The 15,545-nt window shown below is 73.6% G+C and carries 2 protein-coding genes; both read right to left on the bottom strand.

The window, feature by feature from the left end; all coding sequences use genetic code 11:
- Positions 1–116 precede the first annotated feature (116 nt).
- Positions 117–14,540, bottom strand: coding sequence for a hypothetical protein (locus tag ACFV1L_RS09655; RefSeq protein WP_380364517.1), 14,424 nt, complete (start codon positions 14,538–14,540; stop codon positions 117–119).
- 5 nt (positions 14,541–14,545) lie between these two features.
- A complete protein-coding gene (locus tag ACFV1L_RS09650; RefSeq protein WP_380364515.1) occupies positions 14,546–15,526 on the bottom strand; it encodes a hypothetical protein in 981 nt (326 codons plus the stop codon).
- Positions 15,527–15,545 lie beyond the last annotated feature (19 nt).

The raw sequence follows: 15,545 nt of genomic DNA, 5'->3' as shown, positions 1-15,545 counted from the left end.
CGGGGGTCAGATATAGACCGAACCTTGTCTTGGGCTGTCATGGCCCCCCTGTATCACCTTTGTTGGGCGCCCCCCGGCCGCGGGCCCCCGCCCCGGGGCCCCGCGCGGCCGCCCCGTCAGGCGGACTCCTCCGGCCCGGCCCAGCCGCTGCGTGCCCCGGCGGCCAGGTCGTCCCGGCCGACCGGGCCGTCGGCGCTCCGCCGCCCGACCCAGTCGATCACCCGGCGCACCTGGTCGGCCCGGACCGGCTCCCCGTCCGGTGTGCCGAGCAGTTCGCCGAGCAGCGCGGACGTGCCGGCCGAGGTGCCGCCGCCCAGCTCGACCAGCCGGTGGGTGGCCCGGATCCGGGCCGCGCCCTCCTCGGTGCCCGCGGTGAACTCCCGCTCGAAGACCGCCCGTCCGAGCCGCACGGTGCCGATCAGCTGCTCGTGCTCGGCGCGGCTGCGGGCGGCCGGGCCGGACGGCCCGTCGGCGTCCGGCGACACCACCCGGTGCACCTCCTCCAGCCGCCACCCGCCCTCGGTGACGCGCAGCTCGCCGCCCTGGTGCTCCCCGGTGAACGCCAGGTAGTGGTCGCCCGGGATCTGCGAGCCGGTGGTCTCCGACAGCGGGATGTCCACGGCGAACGGGACGATCCCCTTCTCCTTGACGGGGTTGCGCGACCCGTCGAAGAGCGTCACCTCGACCTCGGCGTGGCCCGCGTAACGGGCCATCGGGGTGGCGAACTTGCCGTTGGAGACCACCTGCCCCGAGTCGCCGTGGCCGCCGCCGTCGCGCCACAGGTGCTGGGCGCCGCCGACGATCCCCGGGCTGTTGGTGACATCGCCGGTGATCTTGGCGCCGAGCTGGCCCTGGACGCCCGCGTTCTTCGCCGCCAGGTCGTACCGGGTGCTGCCCGCGGTGGTGCCGTTGGCCGGACTCAGCTCGACCTTGTCGTCCACCGCCCGGTGTTCGAGCGAGACCACCTTCACCCCGACCTCGACGCCCTTGCCGCCGCCGAGCGTCACCCGCCTGGACGGGACGCTCGCCGCCACCTCCGCGCCCTGGGTGGCGGTGCCGAACAGCGCCGACAGGTGGCTGTGCGAGGTCACGGTGCCGACCACCGGCGCCAGTTCCTGCCACGCCGAGGCGCCGAAGTACTCCGGCCCGCGCAGTCGCACCAGGTCCTGGACGCCGCCGACGTCGCCCAGCCAGCGCAGCACGTCGGTGTCGCGCAGGCCGGACTCCCAGACCCGCTCCGGCGGGACCTGGACGGTGACCGGCTCGGGCGGCCGGACCGTGACGGTCCTCGACGCCCCGTCACTCGCCGCCGCCGCACCGGACTCCGACGCCCCGTCACTCCCCGCCGCCGTACCGGACTTCGACGGGACGGGCACGGTCTCGCCGGTCTCCACCAGCGACTCGAAGCCGATCGCCGCCGTGCGCCGCTGGTGCACCTGGGCGCCGATCCACGGCCGCCGCGTGATGGTGAACTGGAGCTCCGCCTCGCCGGCGTAGGCGCTGCCGGGCAGCTTCGCCTTGGTCGCCGACCCGGCCGCGGTGCTCCGGGTCTGCACGTCCACCCGGTCGTGGCCCCGGCCGCCGGTGCCGGTCAGACCGCCGGTCACCGAGACCCCGGGCGCGGCCGGCACCGGAACGGAGGCCACCGCGCCGAGCGTGCCCTGGTGGTTGGTGCCGGTGCCGTCGGTGCGGGCGAAGCTGCGCTGCACGTCGGTGCCGGCGTTGAACTCGGTGGTGCCGGAGTCGCCCAGGTGCTCCATCCGGTCGCGGAGCACGGCACCGACCCGGACGGTGGTCCGCCCGTGCCGCACCACGATCTCGTCGCCCGCCGTCATGCCCTTGAGCCTGGACTGCAGCCGGTCCGGGGTGAGTTCGGCGTCCAGCTTGCGCCGGATGCCCGCCCAGTCGCTGTCGAACGGGTTGCGCTCCAGCTTCTGCTGCCCGGGCGCCTTCCCGCCGGGCAGGCGCAGCCCGCCGGGCTTCCAGCCCGACTCGACCTGCGACAGGACCGACTCGCCGAACATCCGCCGCCCGGTCGAACTGCCGTTGTTCTCCGCCGCGTTGGGCAGGGCGTGAACGTCGGTGACGATCGCCGAGGAGTCCAGCCGCCGTCCCTCCACGAAGCCCTTCGGCTGCTTCGCGGTGGTCCGCTCGACCGGCCCGGCCACCGGGTCGGCGTCGCGCATCGGCACGGCCACCCGCGCCACCGTGTCCACCGTCGCGGTGTGCGAGCCGTCGGGCACGTTCAGCCGCTTGAAGGTGACCGTCACGTCGTAGGGCGCGGCGACGTCGAAGAGCACGGCCGGCTCGACGTGCTTGCCGCGGTTCGACGCCGAGCCGACGGTCTCCGCCGACTGGCCGTAGCTGCGGTCCACCCGGTACGCGTAGCCGCCGGTGACGTCCACGAAGGGGGCCTTGACCTTGAGTTGGCCGCCGCCGTCGGTCCGGTTGCGGTGGTCGCGGACCGCGCCCTGGCCGCTGGAGGTGCGGGTGCCGGACTCGAACTCGTACTTGTCCGTCCGGGAGTGGAAGGTCGACTCCCCCAGCCGGGCCGTGACGGTGACCTCCGCGGACCAGGTCTTCCCGGAGACGGTCTCGGTGATCCGCCCGCCGCGGGTGAGTTGGGACAGCTGGGCCTTGAGCGCGATCCGGTCGAAGCTCGCGCCGATCCGCTGCTTGACCTCCTCCGACGGCTCGCCGTACTTCGTCCGCACCGCGTCCTCCACGACCGTGCGGACCTGGTCCGCGCCGCTGAGGGTGTGCACCACGTACGACGCGTTCAGCTCGTGCCGCTCGCGCATCCGGCGCGGCGCGGTGTGGGTGGCCGGCTCGGTGCTCGCGGGCTTCGGCTCGGCCTGCGGCTTCCGCTCCGGCCGCCGGAAGGCGACCGAACCGTCCTCGCTGCGCGGCGCCTGCACCTTGACGGTGTCCCGGGCGTCCAGGCCGACCTCGACGCGTAGCGGCGCCGACACGTCCGGACCGGCCCCGGGTGCCTCGCCGGGGCGGCCGACGTGCAGGTCCACCCGCAGCTCGGCGCCGTAGATCGCCTGCGGCGCACCGTACTTGCCGTTGGCGTACACCCGGTCGGCCTGCCGGCCCTGCCCGCCGACGCGCTGCCGCTGCTGGCCGGAGCCGGCGGCGACCAGGTCGACACCCGGCGTGCCCTTGGCGGCGGTGCCGCCCACCTGGCCCTGCTCGATGGTGGTGCGGGCGCCCAGCCGCCGGTCCACGGCGAACGAGCTGGTCTCGTTCACGGTGTTGAGCTCGGCCTTGCCGTCCTCCCTGCGGTAGGTCATCGACTCCACCCGGGCCACCGCCGTGACGACCAGGCCCTCCTTTCCGGGGACCTTCACCTCCAGCGCCTCGCCGCGGGTCATCCCGGTCAGCCGGGCCGCCAGGTTCGGCTGGCTGAACCCCTGCATCACCTGGTCGCGGACGGCGTTCCAGTCGTCGCCGAACCGCTCCCGTCCCTTGGCGTCCAGCGCCTCGCGCAGCGCCGCGGTGCTCTCCACGTCGCGGACGACCACGGTCTCACCGAGCCCGCCCCGATCGTCGCCGCCGTGCCAGACGCTCTGCGGCGGGCCGGCCACCTCGTGCAACTCCGGCTCCGCACCGGCCGGCTCGGCCGGCTTCGCCCCGGCCGGTTCGGCCGTGCCGCCGTCCGGGGTGACCGGCGGTGCGGTGGTGTCGGCGCGGTCGACCAGCAGGCGGATGTCCGCCGTGCCCGCGTCGTGCGCGACGTTCTTGCCGTTGAACGACAACTCGAAGTGGACGGTGCCGTCGTAGAGCACGCCGGGCACCTTCGACTTGCTGGTCAGCTGGGAGGTCCGGGCGTCGCCGGAGATCTCCACGTGGTCGCGGCCGAGCCGCCCGGCTCCGCCTCCGCCGATCAGTCCGGTGCCCGGCTTGACCGCCGCCGAGAACCCGAACTGCCCCGCGTTGCCGCGGTTCGAGGACGTGCTCCGCACCTGCTGCACCGTGGTGCCGATGTTGAACTCGGTCTCCTTGGTGGTGCCGGACTGCTTCAGCTCCCCCACCCGGGCGGTGATGTCGACCGTGCCGAGGGGCCGCCCGCGCCGGTCCGTGAGCGTCACGGAGACCGGCTCGCCCGCCGTCATGCTCTTCACGTCCCGCTGCAGACGCGCGAAGTCCACCTCGGCGAGGACCTTCTCACGCAGCGCCGGCCAGTCACCGCCGAACTCCTGCCTGGCCGCGGCCTCCACGTGGTCGAGCAGCGCCGCCACCGGCGGCCGGTTCCCGGACGTGCCGCGCGGCGCGAGGTCCAGCACGATCTCCTGGCCGCCGACCCGGCCGTCCAGCAGCCGCTGCGGGGGCACCCGCAGTTCGCCGGCCGCCGTGCCGCCGTCCCGCACCGGCACGGCGACGGTCAGATCGACGTCCACCGCCTCGGTGCGGCCGGCCGCTTCGCCGCGTACCGGGGCACCCTGGTGGCGCAGGTCGCCGAAGTCGAGCTCCAGCCGCATCGTCGACCTGAACACCTTGGCGGGCTCGTTGGTCTTCGAACGTGCCACCATGCCGCCGAGGTCGAGGTTGACCTCGCCGTGGCCACGATCGTGGTAGTACGCGACGAGTTCCGACGGCTCCCCGATCCCGCGGCCATGCCGGGCCTGGGCACCGACGTTGAACTGCCACTGCGCGTCCCGGTTCGTCCCGGTCGCCACCGTCCGGTCGGCGCCGTTCTCGAACTCGATCTTGTCGGTCCGCAGGTACGTCGACTCCGTGACACTGCCCCGCAGTTGAACGCTTCCGCTCCAGCCGTTGCCCTCGAACGGCGCCGTCCACACCTCGCCCCGGGACAGCGCACCGAGCATCGGCCGCAGCGTCGCCGGACCGAAGTACGCGTCCGCGAAGGCCCGCGCCGCCGCCCGGTCCCCCGGCACGGCCCGCGCGAGGACGTCGATGACCTTCTCCCGGACAGCCACCTCGTGCCCGGTCAACCCGACCACCAGGTCCGTCCCGGCGATCGGCCTCGGCGCGACGGCCTCCGGCTGCGGCTTCGGCTCGGGCTCGGACTTTGACTCGGGCTCAGACTTGAACTCAGCCTCGGGCCGGGACTCGGGCTCAGCCTCGGGCTTCGGTTCGGACTCGGTCGGCGGTTCGGACTTTGACTGAGGCTCAGGCTTAACCTCGGCCTCGGGCCGGACCTCCGGCTTCGACTCGGGCTTCGCCTCGGGCCCGGTCGGCGGTTCGGGCTTCGACTCAGGCCCAGGCTTGAGCTCGGCCTCGGCCGGCGACTTCACCCCCACCTCGCGCTCAGCTCCGAACTCGGGCTCCGCCTCGGGCGCGGTCGGCGGTTCGGGCTTCGACTCAAGGCCAGGCTTGAGCTCGGCCTCGGGCTTGAGGTCGGGCGTCTGCTCCGTGCGGGGTGCGGGATTGGGTTCTGTCGGGGTGTGCTCGGTGGTCGCGGTGACCGGTGGCGGTTCGCTGCCGTCGTAGTGGTCGCTCTGCCGGTACACCGTCACCGGGCGGCCGTCGGACGGGCCGAAGACCGCCTGGGTGATGCCGTCGTGATCGACCACGCGGAGCCGGAGGCCCAGCGCGTGGGCGGTCGCCGCCGGAAGCATCTCGCCCTCGGTGGACCGCCACCGGGTGTCCCACCCCTGGACGGTCCGGAGCAGTGCCTCCCGCTCGTGCGCCGTCGGCGGTGGCGGGTTGTCGGTGAGGTGTCGGCCCACGGAGTCCCGCAGCTGCTCGACGGAGAGCCCCGTGAAGGCCTCCCGGTCCTGCGCCGGAAGGTAGTTGAGCAGGTCCTCCGCCCGCAGGTCCGGCCGGCTGAGCAGTGTGCCGCGGTAGTTGGCGACGACCTCGGTCGGCCACTCGTCCGGGCGCAGGGCCCGGAAGTGGTCGCCGACCGCGGTCTGCAGTCGCTGCGCCGGGTCCTCGGCGCCGGCCGTGCGCGGGCCCGTCAGCTCGGGCGCGCCGACCGCGACGGACCGGAGCAGGCAGTAGCCGTCTCCGGCCACCGGCACCCGCGGTCCGGGCGGCGGGAACTCCGCGCCGGCCGGCTGCTCGCTCTTCGGGGTGCGCGGTGCGGTGTGCTCCGCCTCCGCCGGGGAGGGCGAGCGCAGGCTTTCCCGGGGCTCGGTCACCGTCTCCGACCGGCCCGGAGTGACGGTGCGCGGGCCCAACTCGGCCGGGGCCGAGGCCGATCGGGGACGGCTCGCTCCTCCCACCGGACCGGTCTGCGGCAGCTCCGACCGGCCACCGCCGGGCGCCGTCCGGTCCGTCTGCGGCGGGACGTCGGGCTGCGGCGTGGCGTCGTTCTGCGGCGTCCCGTCCTTCGGTGTTCCGCCGCGGTGTTCCTCCAGCACCTCGGTCCGGGGCGGCACGTCGGCGCCGGGGCGGCTGCTGCCGCCGAAGCCGTCGTCGATGTCCATCGGCTCGGACGTGTCGCGCGGCTCGGCCCGGACGAGCGTGCTGTAGCGCTCCATGAACGCCGGGTCGGGCGTCCCGGAGATGTTGTCCTCGCGCGGGCCGGCGACGGAGGCCCACACCGTCCACTCGGGCCGGAAGCCGGGCGGGGTCTGCCAGCTGACGGCGGGATAGACCTTGCGTTCCGTCAGGTCCGCCCAGCGCACGTTGCCGTCCCGGTCGTGGACCAGTGCGACGGCATGCCCCGCACCGGTCGGGCCGGCGCCCAGGACGGTGGCGAAGCTTCCGCGCCCGCCGCTCTTCACGGTGTCGATCAACTGCCGCAGCGCGTCCGGGCCTTCGCCGAACCGCGCGGGCGGGTCGTGGCGCTTCCACAGCACGTCGCCGGGGATGGGCTCGACCGTGCCGTGCACCGTCTGCCCCGAGACCCGGGGCCGCCCGAAGTGGGTGTCCCGGTACGCCTCGACGTTCTCCAGGCAGGCCTTCAGGTCGTCGCCCGGCCGGAAGCCCTCGGCGGGGCGCACCGGCGACTGGTGCGGATTGACCTGGTGCAGCAGCAGGTTGCTCATCGGCGGGTGCACCTTCGGTGCGCCGCCCAGGTATTCGATCAGCCGACCGGTCAGCTCGTGCTGCGGGCCGACCGCCTGGTACCCGCGGTCGTGCATCACCGCTTCGGAGTTCTCGTACGCGGGGGTGCGCTGCCGTTTGGCGTCCCGCCCGTCCTGCACGGCCGGGTCCGTTTCGCGGCGGAGCGTCACCTCCTCGTCCTCCCGGCCGCGCTTGCGGTCGTTGCGGGGCTGCGGTTGCGGCGTCGCGGCCTCGTCGCCCTGCGCGGTGGAGTGCTCGACCGGCGGCGTGTGCGCGCCGGCCGCCGGCGGCGTCTCGACGTCCATCGGCTCACCGTCCCGACCCGCGATGTGCTCCGTCGGCGGCGTCTCGATGTCCATCGGCTCACCGTCCCGACCCGCGACCTGCTCGACCGGCGGCGTCTGCCCGATGGCTGCCGGAGGCGTCTCCACGTCCATCGGCTCACCGTCCCGACCGGCGACGTGCTCGACCGGCGGGGTGTGCGGCCTCGCGGCCGGCGGCGTGTCGACGTCCATCGGCTCGCTGTCGCGGTCGGTGACGTGCTCCGCCGGGGAGGGCGCGTCGTGCGAGGGCTGCCCGTGAACGGGCGTCTGCGACACGGCTCCTGACGCCCCGTCGTGTGCGGCGGGCGGCGGGGGCGGGGGCCGGTGGCCGGTGGCCGGTGCGCCGAAGCCGTGCCCGGTGGTCGCGGGCGGCGGGGGCGGGGGCGGCGGCGTCGGTCCGTTCAGGTCGAGGCCGGCCAGTCTGCGGCGGACGGTGCTCGGGCCGGGCTCGCCGTCGCTGTCGGAGTCGCTGTCCTCCCGGCGGCGCTTCAGGCCGGGGCGCCCGGCGTCGGCCGTCCCGTCGTGCATCTGCACGTCCCCGTCCGGGGTGTGGACGGTCGCGGTGGGGGCGTCGTGCGGGCCGGCGTCGGTCATCTCGACGTCCTGGTCCGGCGTCGGCTGCGGGTGCGGCTGCGCCGGGGACGTCGGCTGCGGGACCCGGTCGGGCTGGTAGAGGCCCTCGGGGGCGAGCCTGGCCAGTTGGTCGTCCGTCAGCTTGGCGGCGCCCGCGCGGGCGGTGTGGTCGCCGGACGAGGAGACCGGGAGTTTGCCGGCGTGCGGGGACGGGACGCCGAGGTCGTCGGTGACGATCTCCGCGCTCGGGCTGAGCTTGTTGGCCGTCACCAACTGCTCCAGGTCGTCCTGGGTCTTCGGCGCCATGATGTCGCGCAGCTCGGGCGGCACCAGGCCGTTGGCCTCCAGGCTGCGCACCGCCTGGAGCAGGTCGGCGGTGTGCGGCGCGTACAGCACTTCCGGGGGCAGTTGCTCGTGGGCGACGGCGGTCAGCAGGTCCGGGTCGCGGATGACGTGCGGGTCCAGGTAGTTCTGGATCCACTTGTTGACCAGCTCGTCGCCGAACCGCAGGTTGGAGCCGCTGTTGGACAGGCCGGCGGTGATCTGCTCGATCAGCGCGGGCACGTCCTCGACCTTCGCGGTCAGCGCCCGGTCGAACATGGCGGCGGGGTGGTTCTCGCCCGCCCCGGCCCGCGCGAACGCGCCGCCGTACTGCTGTCCGACCAGTTCCACGTCGGCCCGCGCCCAGGCCACCCGGGCGGCGACCGTCTTGTCCTTGGCGGTGAGCTTGGAGACGGGCTTGCCCTTGGCGGCGGCCGTGTCCGCGATCTCCTTGTCGTACAGCTCCGTCACCCGGTCGTCCACCGCCTTGGCGGTGAGCACGTCCCGCTCGTCGCCGGGCAGCTTGGCCCGCGCCTCGTCGAGCTTGTCCCGGAGCTTGCCGGCGGCCGCCCTGGCTTCCCGCGCAGCCTTGGCGTCCTTCTTCGCTTCGTCCTTCTTCGCCTGGTCCGTCGAGCCCTTCGCGGCCTTCGCGGAGTCCTCGGCCTTCTGCTTGGCGGCGTCGTGGAGGTCGTTGGCGTCCGCGAGTTCCTTCTCGTAGGTGGCGATGTCGTTCTTGCGGGTCGCCACCGCCTCCTCTGCCGCTTTCAGTTCGTCGCCCGCGACGGTCACCGGCCGCTTGGTGCCCTTGGCGGGGTCGGCCAGCTCGGACAGCCGCTGGTCGATCTCGTGCTTGCGCAGCGCGGCGCGGTCGTTCGCCAACTGCTCGGCGGCGCTGCGGTACCGGTCCGGGGTGGCCAGGTCGGGCCGGGTCCGCAGGTCGGCGGCCAGGTCGCGCAGGGCCTTCGGGTCCTTGCGGGCGTTCTGGAGGTGCCCGGCCAGGTCGTCCAACTGGCCGGCCAGCCGCTTCTGCTGTGGGGGCGTCAGCGGCCCGTGCCGGCCGTCGGCGACGGCGCGCAGCACGGCGGACGCGTCGTCCAGCTTCTGCGGACCGGTGACGCCGTTGACGAGGGCCAGGTCGTCGACCGCCCGCTCGTTGACCTTCTGGCGGACCGCGCCCATCGCGTCGTGCACGGCGGCGAGCTGATCGCCGCTCGGGGCGTGCGGGTCGACCTTGGCCACCGCGGCGGCCAGCCGGTCGAGTTCCGGCCGGGCGAACACGTCCAGGCCGGGCCGGCCGAGTTCGCGTTCCAGGTTCGCCGCGGCCTCGTCGGCGCTGGTGCGGTCGGTGATGCCGTGCGTCTCGAACGCCTCCGGCAGCCGGTCGCTGCCGTAGGTGGCCTTGAGGTCGACGGTGTCGGGCGTGGCGGTCAGGTCGCGGCGTGCCAGCACCGCTTCCTCCGGCAGGCCGACGGCGAGCCGCGCCTCGGCCTTCTTGCCGAACGAGTCGTAGATGCGGTGCCGGTCCGGTGCCATCGCGGTGACGAAGTCGCCGAACGCGTCCGAGGCCGCCCGGTGGCTTCCCTCGTCCATCGCGCGGGCCTTGAACACCGCCGCCGTCACGTACTTGTGCACCATGTAGTCGGCGATCACGTGGTTGCGGTTGGCGACCGCCCGCTCCAGCTTGACGTCGTTCTTCAGCATCCGCTCGGTGACCTTCTCGGCGTGCGGCTGCTGGCTCATCACGCCGTGGTCGGAGTAGGCGTACGCCTCGCGGTAGGCACGGTCGAACAGCGTCCAGTCGGCCTTCTTGGCCGGTGCCGACACGCCGCCGGGCCGGGTGCCGCCGGTCGGGTGCGGTGCGTTCTGCTGGATCGCCGCGTCGGCGTCCTGCAGGGCCTGCTCGCGGGCCTCGCGGTCCTTCTGCAGCGTCTCCTTCCGGAGTTCGAGGTCCGCGATCCGCTTGTCGTGGACGCCGGAGGCCGTGCCGGCCGCCTCCGCGTCGGTCTTGCGCTGCTCGGCCTGGGCCAGCAGTTTGTCATTGGCGGCTTCCTCGGCCCTGATCCGCTGGATGGTGTCCGGCAGGACCCTGAGCTCCGCCTCCTGACGTGCCCGCAGCCGGTCGGCCAGGTCGGGCCGGGCCGGGTCGGCGTCCTTGATCCGCTCGTGCTCGAAGATCGCCAACCGGTCGCGCTGTTCCCGCATGGCGGCCTTCGCGGTCTCCAGTCGGCCGTGCTGCTCCTGGAGTTCGGCGAGCCGGTCGGGCTGGTGGTTGCCCTTCCGCAACTCGACTTCGACCGCCCGCAATTGCTCGTCCAACCGGGCGTTCGCCCTCGACACCACGTCGACGTGCTGGAGCTTCTCGTTCCGGTACTGGTTCAGGATCGCATTGGTGTCGCCGCTCTCCAGATCGGCCCGCGCGTAGGTCTCCAGGTCGGCGCGGACCTGTTGGAACTCCGGCGAGTGGCCGAGGAAGGACTCGATGGTGTCGAAGGTCTTCTGGCCGTCGATCTTGTGCTCGTAGTCACCGTCCGGCGTGTGGCTCGCCTGACCCGAACTCCCCTGTGCAGCATTGCTGTGGGACGGCGGCGGCGGGGCCGGAAGGTCCTCGTTCGGGGTCCCGGCGCGCTGCGGCCGGCTCTCGGCCGGGGGCCGGTGCTCGGCCGCCGGAGGCTGGTGCCCGGCCGCGGCGGTGGCCCCGTTGCCGTCGACGTGGTCCATGAACTCGCGGAATCCGTCGTACGCGGCGTTCTCCGCCGCGGTCCGGTGCACCGGATTCGCCCGGCCCTCGTGGATCGCGGCCGGCTTCCCGCCGTACAACTTCTCCAGCAGCGGCAGCAGTTCGGGCTCGTTCTTCCGCACCCACGCCTCGCCGTTGTTGCGCGGGTGGCCGGTGAACGGGTCGGTGCCGTGGTTGGTCCCCAGGTACGCGTTGGTGACCTGGGCGAAGTACTCCTGCTCGTCCCGCGCGGAGTAGTTCTTCTCGCCGTTGGCGCCGCGCAGCGGACCGTCCGGCCACTGCGCCTTCGGGTCCTTCGACTTCTTGGCGAAGGCGTCGGTGATCAGCTTCTGGTCGTGCTCCTCCAACCCGAACCGGTGCACGGTGTGGCTGAACTCGTGCGTGGTGGTCGAGTAACCGTCCTGGTAGTGCGGGTCGTTGCCGACCGAGGTGTGCTCGCCGAGCAGGTTCTCCTCGGTGACGGCCGAGTGGCGGCCGCCCGAGCCGCGCATGTCGTCGTAGCCGCGACCGCCGCCCGCCTCGCTGGTGTTGTGCGCGCCGGCCAGGCCGTGCAGGTCCGGAACGTCGGTCATCCGGACGTCCTTCGGCACGATCACCACGTCCGCGCCGTTCTTCAGCAACCTCGCCGCAGTGTCCGGGTGTTGGAGCATCCGGGCGACCTGCTGCTGCGCCTCCAGCCGCGCGGACGCGGCCTGCTCGGCGCGCGGGTCCACGTGCACGATCAGCTGTGCGGCGGTCCGCGCGAAGTCCTCCGGCGGCAGCGTCGACTTCAGCGAGTCCACGAACTGCGGATCGCGGGCCAGCCAACGCCGGTTCTCCGGCTTCAGATTGGCGATCTCCTGGGCCCGCTCGTGCGGCGTCATGCCCGGCAGGTCCTGCCGCAGCCGGTCCGCGTCGACCGGACGGGTCGCCACCGGCCGCTGCCGGCCGCCGAGTTGATCGACCGCGTCCCGAACGGACGGCTTCTCGCCGAGCCCCCTCAGCTCCGCCTCGCGCTCCTGCCGCTGACGTTCCAACAGCCGGTCGTGCGCCTGCTCGGAGACCGGCCGGGACGTCGCCGGGTTCGCCTCGCCCGGATTGCGCGACGGCGTGCCCGCCCCGGACTCGGAGACCCGGCCCGCACCCGGGCGGATCGTGCCACCGGCCGGAGCCGGGACCGCGCCCGTACGGTTCGGACCGGTGACCGCCTGACCGTCCCGCCCCTGCCGCGGCACCGCCGAGGACGGCGCGGCATGGCCCGAAGCCCCGGCCCCGCCGTGCCCACCCGCCCCGCCGACCGGCCCGGGCGTGAACCCGCCCGCCGTCGGATTCTGCGTGGCACTCGCCGCCGCCGGAACCTCTCCCGCTCCGTCCGGCCCGATCTGCCCCGGCACGTGCTCCGGCCCCGCCGTCGGCCGCGGCGCAGCCGGCCCGGCGGAGAGCCGCGTCCCCCCGTCCAGATGCGTCCCGCCACCACCGAGAACTCCCGACAGATTGGGCATCCCGCCCGCACCGGTCGGCCGCGCCGCCTGCGCGTCGCCCTGGACGACGGACTCACGGACGGGCGAACTCTCTTGCGGCACCGTCGGATTGACGGGCTCCTGGCGCGACACGGACTCTCGCGCAGGCGGCGCGGCGGGCGGCTGCGCCGGGTCGTGCACCGCTGCGACACTCTCCTGCCGGGGCGCCGACTCATGCAACGGCGCGACCGGCACCGACTCGTGCGCAGGCACGGGGGCGGCAGCGTGCGGCTGCGCCGCGACGGACTCCTGCCGCGGAACCGACTCGTGCGTCTGACCGGCAGGCTGCTGAGGCTCCGTACGCGGCGTCACCGCCTCGTGCGCCGGCGCGACCGTCTCCTGACGGGACACCGACTCGTGCGCAGGCGCGGAGGCCTCCTGCCGAGGCAAAGTCTCGTGAGCAGGCGCCGTCGCCTCCTGACGCGGCATCGACTCGTGCACAGGCGCAGCCACGTCCTGCCGAGGCACCGACTCATGCACAGGCGCGGCGGCCTCCTGACGCGGCAAAGTCTCGTGAGCAGGCACCGTCGCCTCCTGACGCGGCATCGACTCGTGCACAGGCGCAGCCACGTTCTGCCGAGGCACCGACTCATGCACAGGCGTGGCCGCCTCCTGCCGAGGCAAAGTCTCATGAGCAGCCGCCGTCGCCTCCTGACGCGGCACCGACTCATGCACAGGCGCAGCCACGTCCTGCCGAGGCAAAGTCTCGTGAGCAGGCGCGGCCGCCTCCTGACGCGGCACCGACTCATGCACAGGCGCAGCAGGCTGTGCCTCCGTACGCGGCGTCGCCGTCTCACGCGTGGGCGCGGCGGCCTCCTGGCGGGGCAGAGTCTCGTGCGTGGGCGAGGCTGCCTGCTGGTGCGTGGCCGCGGCCGGAGCCGGGGTGGCGTCGTGGCTCGGCGTGGCGGTGCGGCCGGTGGACTGTGCGCCGATGGACGGGCTGTCGGCGGAGCGTCCCGCGCCGAACGGGGTCAGCCCGTTGACCTTTGACTCGCCCGTGCCGGAGCCCGTGCTGTGCGAACCGGCCCCGATCGACGTACCCGCGTCCGCGGTGTGCGGGGTACCGGAGCTTCCGCCGGTGGTGCTGCTGCCGGAGGGGCCGTGGTAGGCGCTCGCGCCGGCGGGGCTGTCCGACTTGTTGAAGGTGGGCGGCCCGTCCTGGCCGCCGTGTTCGCCGGCACCGGGGAGCTTCGGTCCCTCCGCGGCCTTCGGCGTGGCGAAGTGGCCCTTCGCGGCGGACGCTCCCGCGTGCAGGCCCGCACCCGCGCCGCCGGAGAGGCCGGAGCCGAGCAGGGATTCGCCGTCGACCTTGCCGGTGGTGATCAGCTGGGTGGAGACGTCCGCGCCGACGCCGATCGCTGCGCCGGTGGCCATCTTGCCGCCGGTGGTCTTGAGGGCGGCCTCCACCCCGAGCTTCTCGCCGGCCTTGCCGATGCCCTTGCCGATCAGGTGGGCGGACGCGCCGCCGACCGCGCCGCCGAGCGCGTTCTGCCCGACCTCCTTCATGTCGATGCTCTTGCGGTGACCTTCGGCGAGTTCGATGCCCTGGGCCAGCAGGTTGATCGCGCCCATCTGGGCGGCCTGCTTGGCCGCCATCACGAGCATTTCCTTCAGCAGCGTCTTCAGGGTGGCCATGACCGTGGCCCGGGTCGCCGCGATGAACGCGGGCACCTCCAGCATCGACGCGCCCGCGGTGAACGGGGCCTCGGCCTCGGCCGTCGCCAACTCGAAGGCCAGGATGCCGAGCTGGGCGATGATCTGGATCTTCGCCGTCTCCGCGGAGTTGGCCATCTGCTCCAGCATGTCGCCCATGCCGTTGAGCGCGTTGATCGCGCCGGGCAGGTAGCCGGGCTCCTCCGGGGTGCCCTTGCCGACCGAGTACTTCTCCCAGTACTTTCCCAACGCCTCGGCGGCGACGCCCTGTTGACCCTCCAACGCGCGCTTGATCGTGGCGTCGCCGGCCTGCGCGGCGTCCTTCAGGCCGTCCGCCGTCTTGCGGCAGTGATCGGCCATGTCACGGAGTTGGTCCTCGTCGGCTTCCGGCCAGCGGCAACCCGCGAGCAGCAGAAGCACCCACTGGAGGGGCTCCGGGAGTTCGACAGCCATCGGGGTCAGTGCCTTCCGCTCTGGGTGATCCGCGGGGTGATCGGGAGATGGACCGCATTGGGCAGTTGCGGCGAGACCGGCATCGGCGCACTGCCCGGGTCCACGCCGTTGAGGTCGGAGATGACGCCCTCGTCGGCGTTCTGGTAGCCGTCGGCCATCGCCTTCAACCCGTCGGCGATGCCCTTGAGCGCGGCCGGCAGGCCCTTGATGACGTCGAGGGTGTCCTTGCTGTACTTCAGGTAGCCCTTCTCACCCTCGGCGAACTTCTTGCCCGACTCGTCGTTGCCCCACGGGTTCTGGGCCTCCAGCGACGGCAGGAACGAACTCAGGGCGCTGTACAGCGAGCCGACCTGCTCGGAGACGGCGAGCATCGGCGACACCGCCGCCTGGTACTGCCCGGGGTCGACCTGGAACCCCTTCCCGGCGCTCCCGGATCCGTCGCCCGCGCTCGCCGACCTGGCAGCCGTCCGGGCAGTCGGCGCGGACGTCGCATGCCGCGCGAGGGTCCGCTCCATGGGCACCCCCGCCGACGCCCGCTCGAACGGCTCCACCGGCGTCACCGCCTCCGCCCGCTCGAACGGCCGCACGGGCGTGGCAGGTTCAGCACGCTCGAACGGCTCCACCGGCGTGGCGGGCTCAGCACGCTCGAACGGCCGGAGCGGAGTCGCCATCTCCGCCCGTTCGAACGGCTCCACCGGCGTCGCCGCCTGCACCCGCTCGAACGGCTCCACCGGCGTGGCAGGTTCAGCACGCTCGAACGGCCGGAGCGGAGTCGCCGCCTCGACCCGCTCGAACGGCTGCACGGGAGTCCCGGCTTCCGCCCGCTGGAACGGCTCGGCGGCGACCCACTCCCGTTCCGTGGCCGGGACGCCCAACTGCCGGGCCTCCATCGGGACGCTGTCGGGGACGGCCGTGCCGATCCGGAACCTGGTGGTGGCCTCGGGTTCGGCTGCGGCGGCGTACCAGGCCTGCTCGTCGTTGCTCATGCTGTTCCTCCGTCAGGTC

The sequence above is a fragment of the Kitasatospora sp. NPDC059646 genome (assembly GCF_042734615.1).
Lineage (GTDB): Bacteria > Actinomycetota > Actinomycetes > Streptomycetales > Streptomycetaceae > Kitasatospora.
This window is presented reverse-complemented; position numbering and strand designations above follow the sequence as displayed.